This window comes from uncultured Shewanella sp. (genome assembly GCF_947491715.1).
Taxonomy (GTDB): domain Bacteria; phylum Pseudomonadota; class Gammaproteobacteria; order Enterobacterales; family Shewanellaceae; genus Shewanella.
In genome coordinates this window covers 34,029-50,093 of record NZ_CANLKR010000006.1, presented here as the reverse complement: position 1 = coordinate 50,093, position 16,065 = coordinate 34,029, and the positions used below count along the sequence as shown (strand labels likewise).

The 16,065-nt window shown below is 41.1% G+C and carries 11 protein-coding genes; 3 read left to right on the top strand and 8 right to left on the bottom strand.

What is annotated here, in order from left to right; genetic code table 11:
- Window positions 1–234: 234 nt before the first annotated feature.
- Window positions 235–555: a hypothetical protein gene (locus Q0779_RS07035; protein ID WP_298770972.1), complete on the bottom strand. Its 321-nt coding sequence runs from the start codon at window positions 553–555 to the stop codon at window positions 235–237.
- Window positions 556–1,417: 862 nt separating this feature from the next.
- On the opposite strand from Q0779_RS07035, the gene Q0779_RS07030 reads away from it, so the two are divergent.
- Entirely contained in the window at window positions 1,418–3,616 is a 2,199-nt protein-coding gene (locus tag Q0779_RS07030) for a hypothetical protein (protein ID WP_298770970.1), read from the top strand.
- Window positions 3,617–3,809: 193 nt separating this feature from the next.
- Here the strand turns inward: Q0779_RS07030 and glyS are convergent, their stop codons facing one another.
- Together glyS and glyQ are read right to left on the bottom strand one after the other, a co-directional pair.
- Complete coding sequence (gene glyS / locus Q0779_RS07025) at window positions 3,810–5,882, bottom strand: glycine--tRNA ligase subunit beta (RefSeq protein ID WP_298770968.1); 2,073 nt, start codon at window positions 5,880–5,882, stop codon at window positions 3,810–3,812.
- Between the two features lie 11 nt (window positions 5,883–5,893).
- Window positions 5,894–6,799 carry a glycine--tRNA ligase subunit alpha gene (gene glyQ / locus Q0779_RS07020; RefSeq protein ID WP_298770965.1) on the bottom strand — a complete coding sequence of 302 codons (906 nt, stop codon included), beginning with the start codon at window positions 6,797–6,799 and terminating at the stop codon, window positions 5,894–5,896.
- Window positions 6,800–7,225: 426 nt separating this feature from the next.
- On the opposite strand from glyQ, the gene Q0779_RS07015 reads away from it, so the two are divergent.
- A complete protein-coding gene (locus tag Q0779_RS07015) occupies window positions 7,226–7,789 on the top strand; it encodes a DNA-3-methyladenine glycosylase I (protein ID WP_298770963.1) in 564 nt (187 codons plus the stop codon).
- A gap of 85 nt (window positions 7,790–7,874) precedes the next feature.
- Here the strand turns inward: Q0779_RS07015 and Q0779_RS07010 are convergent, their stop codons facing one another.
- From Q0779_RS07010 to Q0779_RS06990, 5 genes are all read right to left on the bottom strand, one after another.
- Window positions 7,875–11,075 (bottom strand): amidohydrolase family protein, encoded by a 3,201-nt coding sequence (locus Q0779_RS07010; protein WP_298771158.1) that lies wholly within the window; start codon window positions 11,073–11,075, stop codon window positions 7,875–7,877.
- A gap of 215 nt (window positions 11,076–11,290) precedes the next feature.
- Window positions 11,291–11,554 carry a sulfurtransferase TusA gene (gene tusA, locus Q0779_RS07005; RefSeq protein WP_298770961.1) on the bottom strand — a complete coding sequence of 88 codons (264 nt, stop codon included), beginning with the start codon at window positions 11,552–11,554 and terminating at the stop codon, window positions 11,291–11,293.
- A gap of 238 nt (window positions 11,555–11,792) precedes the next feature.
- Window positions 11,793–12,260 carry a Cys-tRNA(Pro) deacylase gene (ybaK, locus tag Q0779_RS07000; RefSeq protein ID WP_298770958.1) on the bottom strand — a complete coding sequence of 156 codons (468 nt, stop codon included), beginning with the start codon at window positions 12,258–12,260 and terminating at the stop codon, window positions 11,793–11,795.
- Window positions 12,257–12,742 carry a GNAT family N-acetyltransferase gene (locus tag Q0779_RS06995; protein ID WP_298770956.1) on the bottom strand — a complete coding sequence of 162 codons (486 nt, stop codon included), beginning with the start codon at window positions 12,740–12,742 and terminating at the stop codon, window positions 12,257–12,259. Before Q0779_RS06995 ends, ybaK begins: the two co-directional genes overlap by 4 nt.
- Before the next feature lie 87 nt (window positions 12,743–12,829).
- Window positions 12,830–14,863 carry an FAD-dependent oxidoreductase gene (locus tag Q0779_RS06990; protein WP_298770954.1) on the bottom strand — a complete coding sequence of 678 codons (2,034 nt, stop codon included), beginning with the start codon at window positions 14,861–14,863 and terminating at the stop codon, window positions 12,830–12,832.
- Between the two features lie 138 nt (window positions 14,864–15,001).
- Here Q0779_RS06990 and Q0779_RS06985 point away from each other — a divergent pair, with 138 nt between their 5' ends.
- The gene (locus Q0779_RS06985) at window positions 15,002–16,051 is read left to right on the top strand and encodes an AraC family transcriptional regulator (RefSeq protein WP_298770952.1); all 1,050 of its coding nucleotides are present in this window, start codon (window positions 15,002–15,004) and stop codon (window positions 16,049–16,051) included.
- The last annotated feature ends 14 nt before the right edge of the window (window positions 16,052–16,065 follow it).

The following is a 16,065-nucleotide window of genomic DNA, read 5'->3' as shown; positions in this document are numbered from 1 at the left end:
CCGTTGAGGAGTGGACTTTTGACTAAAGGCTGGTGGCTTTTTTATTCATTAAGCTTCGCTTAATGAAAGGTCGTGAGTGCCTTTTCACTTTGGGGCAATCTTATCTTGTGTGAATTCAGAAATAGGACGCCTTTAATATATCCCTATAGTCTCTGGCGAAAAGACTTTATTTTATGTTTAAGAATTGATGGCGAATATGGCAATCTAAGTATTGCGATATTCGCCATTGGATATTTACTTAATCCATAAACTATTGATGACAGGGCGCGTACTTGTGCCCCCCCAGAAAGGAATAATTTCACAGCCCGTGCTGTAAAAGCCGACCTTCTTGCCAGAAGCGAAGGCCGTTAGTGCTGCTGAAACTAAATTTTTATGTCCGGGTAAGTCAGCTTGAATATGCACACGGCCGATATCTGCACATTTATCTGGATTCAAGGTTATGCCTGATACCATTAATGTGACATGGCCTTCAGCATGAGTAAAAACGGAGGTAATCGTGGCCTCTGGGTTATTCAGGGAAGTTAAATACCCTGCTGCAGAGATGGTATTACTCATACACAACAGCCCTAGGGTCAATATGATTTTATAATTTATTTTAGTGATGAATGACATTTTGTCTACTTGTTATAAAAATATTAATTTTAAATAAATAGTTAGTGCTTGTCGACTTTATCCTGATTTTTCTTAATTATTTCAATTAGAATGAACTTGATTCGGTTATGCTTTAAAGTTTATTAATATTTGTTTTTGGTATGATGACAGCCTTACTTTTTACTATGTCTAAGCTCTATACTTAATTCATTATTTTGTATAATAAGTAAACGTTCGCATTGTTTGTCGTTAGTATAACATTTTTTTTTGTTATCATTTTCTTCTTTATGTTTGTTGGATTTTTTCAACTTATTTATACCGAGTATTTAGGGTGTCTTTAGTATGAAGTTCATTATAAATAAAATAGAATTTAAGATTAACTTGATATTTTTTTTAGTGAACTGATTTAGTGGTGTTATATTCTCTATTTAATTAAAGTTATTGAATTAATTTTCTTTTGATAAATGTTGCTTGTTTAATGATAATGTTTGTCTTTTTTGAGGTTTGTGTAAGTTAATTAGTGTTTATTATTGTTAATTTCCTTTACTTTTATTGACGGTTATTCCTAATAACATAGCATTTCTTTATATTTTGCTTACGATATGGGCTGTTTTTACTTCGCACACTCCTCTTCTAGTAGGGAAAGTGTCAAGAGTAAAGCATTACGTCAATTTAGTGTTAAAAAAATAGTTTTAAACTTCATTTAAACACTTTTCAAAATTAATATCTATTATCTGAGTTTTTCATTAAACACTATTTGTCTTATTTTAAATGATAAAAGTGATTTGAGAATACTTTAATTAATAGCAGTTATAAGGTTATTATAGTGAACTTCTCAATTAGAACATTATTTTATTTATTTTATTTTGCTTTCTCATTACTGTTAGTGGCTTGCGGTGGCGGTTCTGGTGGCAGTAATAATAGCTCAAGCAGTATTTCACTGACTCCTGCGATAACTCCATCGCCTTTATTGAGTCAAGATGTTGGCTCAGTCACCATTACTGCGAGCCAATCTCCTGCTAGTGATCTTGTTGTGACAGCGAAAGAAAGCGGTAATTTACTGACATTCTCGCAATCCTCTTGCACTATTTCTACCAACCAAACCCGTTGTACTTTACCCATCACTGCAGCAACGGTCGCAAATAACACCGCTAAATCAGGGACTGTATCTTTTACGACTAATGATAGTCAGCTTTCTGTTCCTTCTTTAAGTTTCAATGTTCAGGGTAAAACGGGTACTAATATTGTATTAACACCATCGTTAACACCGAATCCACTGTCCAGTCAGGGACAAGGTGTCATCACAATTAATGCGAGTAAACCCGTTTCAAGTGATACCCTTGTGACAGCGACAGGAAGTGGGGGGCTACTCACTTTTACACAGCAAGCATGTACTATTTCAGTCAGTAAAAAAAGTTGTACGCTTGCATTGACTGCAGGGAAAGTCACTGGAAGTACAGCGAAATCAGGTCAAGTGACTTTTAGTAGCAATAACCTTAATGCTTCAACTTCTTCACTTCAATTTAGTATTCAAGCCAATACGCCTGCGGGCCAAGGGAAAATGGGTGCCTTATTTGGTGATAAAGCTGATAAGAATCCTTTAATGTATACACCAAGAGACATTACGCATGGACTCGATCTTATTAAGAAAGAAGGTTTTACCATAGTGAAAACCTTTACTGATTTTGGTAATGGTACGATAGCGAATGTTCCTTATCCTTTTTCTGCTCAGAACACGGTAAAGTGTAATCCTGATTACGCCCAATACGAGGATGGGGGGACATTGTCTCTCTCCCCCTCAGCACTCAATAATTGGTGTGCGTTCGCGTTAGGTGCGGTTAACAATAACTTACAAGTCATTTGGGGACTCGCAGATGGTGATGAAGTACAAAAACCCGGCAATCTCGATCCTAATATTGGCAAGTTAGAAGCTTATATTTATATGATGAAGCATTTAGCCGTGCTTGATACTGATGTGTCACTGAATGGCAAGACTGAAAAGTTATACACCGCTTTTTTGAATAAGGTGAGTGTGATGATGCTCGGCAATGAGCAAACGAAAGGCATGCTGACAAGTAAAACATTTTCTGATACTTATGTACGTTCAATCAATGCCTTTGGGACGGTACTCTCTGGGAGTTATGTTCCACCTTCAACGCCCGTCCCTCCCCAAACATCAGTTCAATTTACTGATAATAAAAGCTTGGTGGATAGATATGGTGCGGTGTTAAAGCGTATTTATTTATCGATTAATTTTAAAGTGCAAAGTGATACTTATGGTGGCGCAATTACCATAGATACTCCTAATGGGGCTAGCACGACTAATAATAACATTTGGACATTTATGGGGCGAAATAAACTCAGTTATCCACCACAAAAAGTCTGCCCTACTGATACGAGCTATCAATTTTGCAATCTTTGGCGAGTGATGAGTGCTATTTATCAATATGATAAAAATATTGTCAATAACCCTTACTTATCTGCGACACCCTTTTATTTACATTCATATGGCTTACTATGGTCACACAGTTATGATGCGAATGGTAATGAGATTGTTTTAAATCCAAAGGTGCTTGAAACCGATCAATCGATGCAGATAAAAACCAAACGTTTTTTTGCGAGTATGTATTCTCAAGTTGCCGATGCGTTTGCCGCAGCGGATATTGGTAATACTGCAGCGCAGCCGATTTCATTGCAAATCGGCGAATTTGGTTGGCCAACAGTTTGCCCTACCTCTGCGCAATATTGTACCCATTCGGAGTATGCCAATGAGCACTGGGCTGGGGTTGTTGATAATGCTGTCATCAATGCATTTCAGGCTGCTCAATCATCAACTTTGCCTACAGGGATCGCGGTTCCTACGCAGATCTTATTTGATGAAATGTTTAATGAAAATGGGGCTGGAAGTGGTAATCCCTACGCTGCTTATGAACCCTATTTTGGTTTATATAGCGACGCACGCTGGGCACAGAATGGAGGTAAACCGCCGGTTAAAAAGAACATTACATTAATGATGCCAAAGTAGCGTACTCTTTACTTGATAAGGTGAGTCACAAGCTTGATAACAATCTAAGTTGTGGCTCTGATCATTTATACGATTAAGGCTTTTCACTTAGCTGAGGTTTTTGATTTAGCTGGAGGCTATATAGAATGCTCGCTTTTTATGATAAAAAGCGAGCATTGTTATTGATTAACCATTACTCTGCAATGGTTAACATCTAGCCTTGCAACAGTGAAATATCGGCGACGTGTAAAAACTCGTTACGTAGCTGAGTCAGTAAGGCTAAACGATTATTCTTAAGTGCCACATCATCACACATCACCATGACATCTTCAAAGAAGGTGTCGACACTGTCACGCAATGCGGCCAATAAGCTTAAGGCTTGTTGGTAATCACCCGATGCAAACAAAGGGGCGAGTTGTGGCTGTAGCGCGTTGAGTTGCTTTGAAAGCGCGATTTCAGCGGCTTCTGTAAGCAGGCTGGCATCGATATTGCCGGGCAATTCGCCTTCCACTTTTGCCAAAATATTGGATACTCGTTTGTTTGCTGCGGCAAGTGAGGCGGCTTCATTCAGGGCTCTGAAATGCGTCACAGCTTGAATACGGCTATCAAAATCAGCAGGCTTGGTTGGGCGACGGGCTAATACTGATAAAATTACATCGACATTAATGCCTTTATCTTGGTACCAAGCGCGGAAACGCGCCATAAAGAATTCAAGGACTTGTTCGGCCGCGTTGTCATTGCTTAAGTTTGTACCGTGTAGGCTTTGCGCTTTAGCAATGAGGCTTGTCAAATCAAGAGGCAATTTATTGTCGACGATAATGCGTAAAATGCCGATAGTGGCACGTCTTAGTGCGAAAGGATCGGCTGCACCTTTAGGGGCTTGGCCAATACCGAAAATCCCCACTAACGTATCGAGTTTTTCTGCCAATGCAAGGGCGATACTCACAGGCTCTGTGGGAACACTATCACCGGAGAACTTAGGCTTGTACTGGGCTTCAATGGCTTTGGCGACGGCTTCATTTTCACCATCGAGGCGAGCATAATGCATACCCATAGTGCCTTGAATATCAGTGAACTCCATGACCATGTTACTCATTAAATCAGATTTAGAGAGTAATCCAGCACGGGCTGCGTCGATTTCATTGGCATTGATGAGCGGTGCAATAAAACCTGCCAGCGCTGATATGCGCTCTACTCTTTGCTTTAACGTGCCTAATTGCTTTTGAAAGACAACGGTTTCTAAGCTTTTAAGACGTGACTCAAGCGTTTGTTTTTTATCTGTTTCAAAGAAAAACTCTGCATCGGCTAAGCGAGGACGAACGACTTTTTCATTACCAGAGATAATTTGCTCGGGATCTTTGGACTCAATGTTAGTCACAAAAATGAAGTGAGGCAGTAGTGCGCCCTTGTTATCAAAAACAGGGAAGTATTTCTGATCGCCTTTCATGGTATAGACTAAGGCTTCGGCAGGCACATCCAAAAACTTCTCTTCGAAGTTAGCTGTTAATACCACTGGCCACTCGACGAGTGAGGTTACTTCTTCGAGTAGTTCATCTTCAAGATCGGCGACGCCATTAATCTTTAAGGCAGCGGCTTGAGCATCGGTTTGAATGATTTGCTTACGCGCTTCATAATCGGCGAGCACTTTACCTTGCTCTTTTAACGCTTGTAGATAATTATCGGCATGATCCAGTTCAAAACTGGCTTGTCCCATAAAGCGATGACCACGAATAATACGATTAGACTGTACGCCTAATAACTCGCCTTCGACAATATCACTGCCTAATAACATAGTGACTGTGTGTACGGGGCGTATAAACTGGGTTTTATTGCTGCCCCAACGCATAGGTTTAGGAATGGGCAGTTTATCGAGCGCACGTTGGGCCATATCTGGGATCAGTGACTTAGTGGCTACACCTACCACTGACGCTTTATGCAGTAACCATTCACCTTTATCGGTTACTAAGCGTTCGGCTTGCTCAACACTGATGCCATTACCTCGTGCCCAACCTTGGGCGGCTTTGGTTGGATTACCTTCATTATCAAATGCTTGCGCTATTGCGGGACCACGTTTTTCAACTACTTTATCTTGCTGAGCTGTGGCTAAACCTTGAATAGAAAAAGCCAGACGGCGCGGCGCGGCGTACCATTGACTGGACTCAAAATGTAATTGAGCTTTCGTCAGTTCTTCTTTGAAGTTATTCAAAAAAGCGGTAGCGAGCGTACGCAGGGCTTTTGGTGGAAGTTCTTCAGTGCCTACTTCAATGAGTAAGTTTTCAACATTCATTTTTTTTACCTCTACTTACACATTGGGAAGCCTAAAGCTTCACGGGCTTGATAATAAGACTCTGCCACACCTTTGGCTAAGGTGCGCACACGTAAAATATAACGTTGGCGCTCAGTGACTGAAATAGCATGACGGGCATCGAGTAAATTAAACGCATGAGAGGCTTTCATGACTTGCTCATAGGCGGGCAATGGCAAAGGCTTCTCTAATGCTAATAATGTTTGGCATGCTTTTTCACAATCATCGAAGGTGCGAAATAACACATCAACATCAGCATGCTCAAAGTTATAAGTGGATTGTTCCACTTCATTTTGATGGAAAATATCACCATAGGTGACGCGTCCCATAGGGCCATCAGTCCAGACAAGATCGTATACACTGTCGACTTCTTGAATGTACATGGCAAGACGTTCCAGACCATAGGTGATTTCACCAGTAACAGGACTGCATTCTAAGCCGCCAACTTGTTGGAAGTAAGTAAATTGAGAGACTTCCATACCATTTAGCCAAACTTCCCAACCTAAGCCCCAAGCACCCAATGTAGGGGATTCCCAGTTATCTTCGACAAAACGAATATCATGCACTTGAGTATCGACGCCTAGCGCTTCAAGAGAGCCTAAATACAATTCTTGAATGTTATCTGGTGAAGGCTTTAATACCACCTGAAATTGATAGTAATGTTGTAAGCGATTAGGGTTTTCACCATAACGGCCATCAGTGGGTCGACGACACGGTTGGACATAAGCGCTGCTCATTGGCTCTGGGCCTAATGAACGTAAGAAGGTTTGTGGATGGAATGTTCCCGCGCCTACTTCCATGTCTAAAGGTTGTACTATTGCACAACCTTGCTGTGCCCAATATTCCTGCAGGGTAAGAATAAAGCCCTGAAATGTTTTTACGTCGTGTTTGGTCGTCATTTTTGTTGCGCCAGGCCCTAATAGAAAATGGGACTGATTATACCCTATGTCGGTTATTTTTTACCAGATGCCACAAGCGTATATTGGTTGAAAAGAACATGAGTGGCCAAACAGAGGAAATATTTAATGCAGTGTTTAACGTTAACATTGTCTCAAGATGTAAAGCAAAATGCAGAATTAGACATATTTACATTTTAAAGCACTGTATATCAATCACTTTATATATGACTTAACGTTACACTATAAAAAACTAAATGTGTGCTATTCCTTTATAATTAAGGTGTGGTTATTAATACAGGCTCAAGCCGTTATGTTTAAATTTAATTGTCGTCAGTTTACTCATACGATAGAAAAAATGAGTCAATATTGCGATCAACATCACTGGGGGTTATCTTTAGTTTTTGTTGTTTAATTAGGGAGAAAGTAATGGATATACAGCGGTGTCAATGGGTAAGCGAAGATCCTCAATATCAAGACTACCATGACAAAGTGTGGGGCAGGCCTGTGTATGATAGCCAAGAACTCTTTGCTAAATTATGCTTAGATGGACAACAAGCGGGTTTGTCTTGGTTAACGATTTTAAAAAAACAGGCTAATTATGAGGCTGCTTTTGCTCAATTTGACCCTGCTAAAATTGCTTTATTTGATGAAGCAAAAATTGAGTCTCTGATGCAAGATACCGGTATCGTCCGTAATCGATTGAAGGTTAACTCTATTATCAAAAATGCGCGAGCTTATATGGCATTCATTAATGAAGGCCATAATTTCTCTGATTTTTTATGGAGTTTTGTTGGTGGTGAAGTCAAATTTAATGCTTTTGTTCATGGCTCTGAAATTCCCGCTCAAACTAAAGAGTCTTTAGCGATGTCCAAGGCATTAAAAAAACTGGGCTTTAATTTTGTTGGGCCCACGATTTGTTATGCATTCATGCAAGCGGTGGGCATGGTGAATGACCATACTTTAGATTGTTTTTGTTACAGTGAAGGATAGTTTTATTGAACAAAAAAGCAGATGTTCCACGTGGAACATCTGCTTTTTTAGTTTTGGTAACTCTTTTTAAATGAAAATGATTTATCTATTCAAAATAAAAAGATTGCCGCTCAGTTTCATTATTTTGATTGATGAGGTTCATGGTTTCACTGTTATACAGCTTGCCATTGACCATGGTATAAATGACTTTATCTGTGGTGCGAATATTGTTGAGTGGATCGCCATCAATTACGATTAAATCGGCCAGTTTACCCACTTCAATAGAACCTAGCTGTTTATCCATACCAAATGTCATCGCGGGATTAATGGTTGCCGTTTTGAGTACATCGAGATTATCCATTCCCCCTTGTGCGAACATCCACATTTCCCAGTGTGCCGCTAAGCCTTCACGTTGCCCATGGGCGCCGATATTGGGATGAATACCGACATCATTAAGCTGTTTGGCCACTCTTGCAACAGCAAAGTGATTGTAGTGTTCATCGGGAGCTTTGGTTCGGCGCATTGAGCGTGCATTAAGAATATCGGCTGGCACATATTGAGATAGTCTTGGATGGCTCCACACATCGGTTTTATCATACCAGTAATGTTCACCTGAAATCCCTCCGTAGGCCACCACTAGTGTAGGCGTGTATCCGACTTTTGTTTGGCTCCAAAATTGTTCAATGTCTTGATAAATTTTGGCGACAGGTAAAGAGTGCTCAACTGTAGTATGACCGTCAGCTACCATGGTTAGATTATGTTGTAATAAACTACCGCCTTCAGGAACGACCATCATTTCTAACTCGCGAGCGGCTGCAATGACTTGCTGACGTTGATCACGTCTCGGTTGGTTGTAACTTTTGACACTAAAAGCCCCCACTTTTTTCAATCGTTCTAGATGAAATTTAGCATCATCGAGTGAATCAACGTGAGAAGTATAACCTGGAAGGTTTGCGCCATAGAGAATAGTGCCAGTTGAGAATAACCTCGGTGCTGTGATCAGTCCTGCTTTTTGTTGTTCGGCCGCGGCAAATATTTCAGTTGTATCATTGGAAGGATCATGGATAGTTGTCACGCCTAGCGATAAGTTTGAAAATTGCTGCCAGTTTTGTTGGGGAATGATTTCATCTTCTGCTTGCGCCCCATGAGCATGAGCATCAAATAATCCTGGCATTAAGGTTTTTCCGCTGATGTCGATGACTTGTGCATAAGTTGGCACATCGATGTCTTTTGCCTTACCCAGTTTGACGATATGGTTATTTTTGACGATGACTGTGCCGTTTTCTATGACCTTATCACCTTGCATGGTGATAATCTTTCCGCCCACAAAAGCAATGGTTCCACGTGGAACATCTGCTTTTTGTGTGAAACCTAAGTCGGTGATTTGAGGTTCTTCAGGTTCGAATTTTGCATCTTGTTTGATATAACTATTATCAATATTAACTTGATATAGCTCGGGGCCAAGGGTCCAATACACTTGTTGATTATCGCCACTCCAGCTGATGCTTTCACCGGCTCGAACACTGAGTTGTCTTACAGGTAAGTTCGTCGCCTTGGGGCCAATCTCAATGGTTTCTGCATGTTTAGCAAAAGGCGTAATCCACACTTTAAAACGTTCAGCAAAGGCGAGTTCCTTACCGTTGGGAGATAGCCTAAACTCGGTGGCATGCTTGCTTGTGTAATGAATTTTTTTGTCGAAACCGTCTAAGTTAATGGATGCTAATTCAGGTGTTTCTCCAGAATCCATAAAATAAACCCTATTCGAACTGGCGCCAAATTGGGGTTGATGTCCTGTTGATGTGATTTTCTTAGTTTGTTTTGTTTTGATATCGAGACGATAGAGCCCCGTATTTTGAGACCATGTTGGTGAGGTCAGGTAGCCACCTTTTACCTTGCGATATACGATTAATTCACCATTGGGCGAAAAGGTCGGCTCAACATACTTACCGGGTTCTTGGGTTAAGGTGGTGACTTTTTGGGTCTCTACATTGATTACACGAATGCTTCCTTGCTGTTTATCATCCCATGTTGTGAAGACAATATTTTTACCATCTCTAGACCACTGAGGATAGAGTTCTCTCAACTTTGGAGCGAGTGTGGTGAGACGAGTATGTTTTTCATCTTTTAGATCTCTGAGCCAGAGTTTACCTAATGCTTCAAAGATGACTTGTTCTCCATTGGGGGAGATCTGTGCCATGCGTAGCATTTTTACATTAAATTCATCTTTATCGATATCTTGTTGAAAGCGAACCGCAGGTTGAATGGAGCGTTTGACATCAAGGCTAAAAGGGATCACTTGCGCTCGTTTTGATGCTAAATTGAATTGATTAATTTTACCGTTAGCCCAAAATATGAGTGTTTTATTATCTGGTGTCCAAGACATATGAGGATAGACACCGTGAATGGCCCAAGTCTCTTGCATGTCTCTGTCTAACTTGTCATACAACAGCTCTGTTTTTCCTGAGGCTAAATCGAGTAAATAGAGGGATGATTGAAAGTCGTCTCGTTTGATATAGGCCAGTTTTTTGCCATCTGGGCTGGGAGTTGGCCTTATAGCGCCACCTGTACCTTCAATAAGAATGTCGATGTCGCCTGTTTGCGTATCGTATCGTTTAATTTTATAAATACCTTTCACCGAGTCTTTAGAATAGTGAAAGGTTTTTCCTGGTGTGGCATCTTGGCTGAAATAGATATAGCGGCCATCGGGTGAGTAGGCTGGTTCGCCTAAGTCTTTTTGTTCATTGGGGCGCTCTGTTAACTTGACACCATCGCCGCCTGCAACATGATATAACCAGACTTCACCAGCACCTAAACTACGACTGCCGGTAAAGTGTTTACGTGCGACTAAGTATTGTGAGTCAGGGCTCCATGCTGGGCTATTGAGTAATCGAAATGTTTCTGTGGTGATAGCGCGTTTTTCACTGCCATCGGCTTTCATTATCCAAATATTGTCCCCACCATCTTCATCGGAGGTAAAGGCTATCCACTTTCCATCGGGACTATAGACAGGTTGCATTTGCCAAGCTATGCCGCTGGCGAGAACTTTTGCTTGGCCGCCTTTAATGGGCATTTGATAAATGTCACCGAGTAAATCAAAAATGATGTGTTGACCATCGGGACTCACACTGACATTCATCCATGTGCCTTCATTGACCGTAATGTTGATTTTATCCAGTGGTGCTCCTTCAGGGGCATTAACCTGCCATTTCTGTGTCTCTTCTTCAGTGGCAAAAGTGGATGTGTGAATACCGAATTGCAAGCCAAGTGCGATGGCGATGCTTAAGGGAGTCAATCTTTTTTTCATTATTAAAAACCCAATGACAGCTTATTTATTTGGCGTTATTTATCGCACAAAATCATTAACATTAATACCTCAATTTTGTTTCAATTAATTATAAAAAGGAATATATACTTAAGTGAAGCTTGTACCTTGATTTCACTCGGGTATTAAGAGGGGGATAAAACGAGTATTAAGATGGAAGGGAAGGGGCTGGCAATCTTATGTTGGAGATTGCCAATTTGTTACGCGGATCCTTTTTTAATCAGGTATCGGTAAGGTAATACTGAGGTATCACTCGTAATGAGAGTATGATCCATAAATTCACAAAAACTGGGAATATCGCGAGTCGTTGCAGGATCATCGGCAATGACCAATAATGTTTCTCCATCACTTAGGCGACGGACAGATTTTCTGAGCATCATTACGGGCTCTGGGCAACGAAGGCCCAATGCATCAAGCTGGTGCTGTGCTGTGTCAAAGCTGTCAGTTTCAAAAATGTCGCTCATAATGTATTGTTCTTTATCACACGAATAAAATAGAGAGGCAATTTTACGCTAGCTTGTAGTAATTTCCAACTCTATTTAAAAGTCGGATAAGTTCAACATGATAAGTGTTCCACGTGGAACACTTGAAAAATAATAATGGCTAGGGTACTGAATTAAGTGATTGTCTATCCTGTATCTGAATTTAACGATTAGAATTGATAATCAGAGTCAGTTTATATTGATATTTTGCTGTATTATTTCATGACGTGAGTGCTGCCCATTTTGCTTGAGTGATACAATATAAATCATTGGGACTAAGTTCTATATCTAAACCGCGTTTTCCGCCACTGATATACAGACTGGTCAATTGACTGGCAGAGCTATCAATAAAAGTAGCAAGTTGTTTTTTTTGGCCAATAGGGCTGACACCACCTAATACATACCCTGTGCTACGCAGCACATCTTGAGGTTTAGCCATATGGGCTTTTTTACTGTTAGCCGCTTTTGCCAATTGCTTTAAATTGAGCGTTGAGCTTACGGGAATAATGGCAACCACTAATATGGCATTATCAGTTTGTGCTACTAAGGTTTTAAACACATATTCGGCTTGAACTCCGATTTTTTCAGCGGCTTCTAATCCATAAGATGAGCTATTGGGGTTGTGTTGATATTCATGTAGGGTAAATGAAATGTCATTGCGGGTTAATTGCTTAATTGCGGGGGTCATAAGGTTTTTTCCATCACAAGAACATCGACATTTTTATAAGTGACATGTTCAATCGGTTGCCAACCAAGTTGGGCATACAGGCCACCACTTTTATCTTCTGTCTGCAAGTATAAGTATGGGATTTGATGTTGCTTGGCGAGTGTGATGACTTGATTTATCAGTCTCGTCCCTAGACCTTGCCCTCGAAAGGTTTCATCAATATAAACGCCACCTAGCCAATGTTCTTTGTCGGGGTAAATGTCCATTTCATGGAATTTGAGCTGTGCGGCGCCTAACAAGTTGTCATTGTCTGTAATAAGGACTATGAGCGGTAAGGTATCTCGATTAAGGTAGTCGGTTAATTTGAGCGCCAAGGCTTCAGTGCTGCGGCCTGCATCTATACTTTCACCTATATTCTCATCTATATAGCCCCATTCGTCACTGTACCATTTGGCTATTTGGGGAATGAATTCAGGTTTGTCGGCGAGTAAGTGTAATTCCATTTATGCTTAGCCCTTTTAAACTAGCGCGCTTTTAAAAGATGGTAACTTATGTATACCATCTTTTATTGCATAAATACAATGCCTTGATTATAACGTAGCGGCCAATTCACAGCCTTGTTTAATGGCGCGTTTAGCATCAAGCTCTGCGGCAACATCGGCGCCACCAATGAGATGAACGGTTTGCTTGGCATCTTCTAATTGGTTTTGTAGTTCTCTTAATGGTTCTTGGCCAGCACACACAATGACATTATCAACATCCAATATTTGAGGCTCCCCCGCAATACGAATATGTAGGCCGTTATCATCGACTTTTTCATACTCGACACTATTGAGCATATTGACTTCTTTGGCTGCTAGTCCAGCTCTATGAACCCAACCGGATGTTTTGCCAAGGCCTGCGCCGACTTTGGTTGGTTTACGTTGTAATAAATACACTTTACGATGGGAGGTGACAGGTTTTGCGGGGATTAAACCGCCTCGATGTTCCATGTTTAAATCGACGCCCCATTCATTCATGAAGGCATCGATATTTAAACTGGATGAAAGACTTGAATCGTGAGTTAAATATTCTGCGACATCAAAGCCTATTCCACCAGCGCCTATGATAGCCACTTTTTGTCCTACCGATTTTTTGTCTTGCAGTACATCCAGATAGCTCAGGACTTTTGAATGCGTTATGCCTTCTATTTCTGGAGTGCGAGGGTGAATACCTGTGGCGAGGACAATATCATCATAGCCTTGTTCAACCAGCTCTTTTGCTGTGATGCGTTTATTCAGTACCGTTTCAACATTCAGTTTTTGCGTCATGGTTTTGAAATAACGTAAGGTTTCGAAAAATTCTTCTTTACCGGGGATTAGTTTGGCAATATTAAATTGGCCGCCCACTTCAGCCTTATCGTCAAATAAGGTGACACTATGGCCACGTTGTGCAGCGACTGTGGCAAAAGCCAGCCCTGCTGGACCTGCGCCGACGACGGCAATACGTTTACTGATAGATGACTTGATATAAACAAGCTCGGTTTCATGGCAAGCTCGCGGATTAACTAGGCAAGTGGTGAGTTTCATGCTAAAGGTATGATCTAAACAGGCTTGATTACAGCCTATGCAGGTATTGATTTCATCGGCTTGATTGGCCATGGCTTTATTGACAAATTCTGGATCGGCCAAGAAAGGACGGGCCATTGAAACCATATCGGCATGGCCTTGAGCTAATACGGATTCTGCCACCTCAGGCGTATTAATTCGATTAGTGGTGATGAGTGGAATAGCGACTTCACCTTTGAGTTTTTCAGTGACTTTTGTAAACGCGGCTCTTGGTACTTTGGTGACTATGGTAGGGACTCTTGCCTCATGCCAGCCGATCCCTGTGTTAATGATAGTGGCACCTGCTTGCTCTATCGCTTTGGCAAGGTGAACCACTTCTTGCCACGTACTGCCTTTTTCAATGAGATCTAACATGGAAAGACGATAAATAATGATGAAGTTAGGGCCGACTTTCTCTCTTACTTGACGCACTATTTCCAGTGGAAAGCGGATCCGATTTTCAAAGCTGCCGCCCCATTCATCATCACGCTGATTCGTTCGTTCAACAATAAATTGATTAATCAGATAACCTTCAGAGCCCATGATCTCGACGCCATCGTAGTGGGCATATTGGGCGAGGCTGGCACAATTAACAAAATCATCAATTTGTTTATGTACTTCTTCACGGCTTAGGGCGCGGGGCTTAGCGGGATTGATAGGCGCTTGAATAGCCGATGGGGCTACGGGCTCTTTACTATAGGCATAACGGCCCGCATGTAAAATTTGCATGCAAATTTTTCCCCCAGCATCATGAACGGCCTGAGTAACCACTTTGTGCTTTTCAGCTTCCTTGATGGAGTCCATTTTGGCGCCACCTTGAAATACTGCGCCTTCTGGATTTGGTCCAAATCCCCCAGTGACAATGAGTCCGACGCCTCCAGCAGCTCGTTCTTTAAAGTAGGCCGCCATACGAGCAAAGCCATTAGGCGTTTCTTCTAAGCCTGTATGCATAGATCCCATCAAGACACGATTTTTGATTTGGGTAAACCCAAGATCTAATGGACTCAGTAAATGGGGGTATGGATTGGTTGTTTGCATGCTTCACTCGATAATATATTTATTCTTTACATTCAATTTAGCGAGAGACTAGCCTTCAAACAAGACATTGTCGCTACAATTTATTATCCTTAGTTAGCACTTTTATTTTTAATTGATACATGTTTGAGGTGGCCATTTGTGAGTGAAATTAAAATAAGTTTAGGGGATATTTCAGTTAATTTTATTCAACAAATGGATTTTACCGTGGAGCAGTTAGGGTATGACTTAACCCCTTTGTTGAATAAATATCATATTTCAATTCAGCAGCTTGCTGCTCATAATGGTCGTATTGCCATTCCTAAGTATATGCGACTAGGTTTTGATGCTATTGAACTTACTGGGCGTGCTGATTTGGGGCTAGAGATGGGGCGAAATAGCGGCTTTCAGTATTATGGCGTATTAGGCTTTGCAGCCATGGCAGCAAATAATATGGCGGACATGGCGAAGTTATTTGCTGAGTATGAAATTTTGCTTAGCGATAATATTCGTGGCCAGTCGTGTTTTAATGTGTCAGAGGGCAGATTATCTTTTTATTCGATCGCTCCTTATAACCAATATAATTTTTTTGTGGTCGATTCGGTGTTGGCCAGCTGGCTTTGTTTATTACAATCTCGATGGGAAAAATTACCTAAGCAGTCAAAGCCCTTTTTAAAGGCGGTACATATTGAATATCCTGAGCCAGCGGATCCCGCTCTTTATGAAGCGTTTTTTTCTTGTCCTGTTATTTTTAATTCTCACTTTAATGGCTTAGTGTTTAATAAAACGTGTTTATCGCTTTCATTAGCTGATGGCTGTATGGCGAGCTTTTTATTGGCAAAAACCATGTGTGACACACAAAGAGCACGCTTGATTGATAATCAGACTTGGCAAGTTAAAGTGGCCGATAAAATGAGCCAACATTTAGTGGGGAAAATGCCGAACATTGATGAAATGGCGCAACTGTTAGGCACTACGTCTTGGACGCTAAGGCGACGCCTTTATCAAGAATCAACCAATTATCAAACCATTATGGATACCACTAGGCGAGGTTTAGCGGTTAGCTATGTGAGAGAAACGACACTGACATTCAGCGAAATCGCTTATTTGCTCGGGTTCTCCACTCCCGCTGCATTTTATAAAGCTTTTAAACGTTGGGTGGGAGCAACGCCCAAGCATTATCGACAGCAGTACATTAATAAAAACTTTTAATGAGTGTGAGTGCT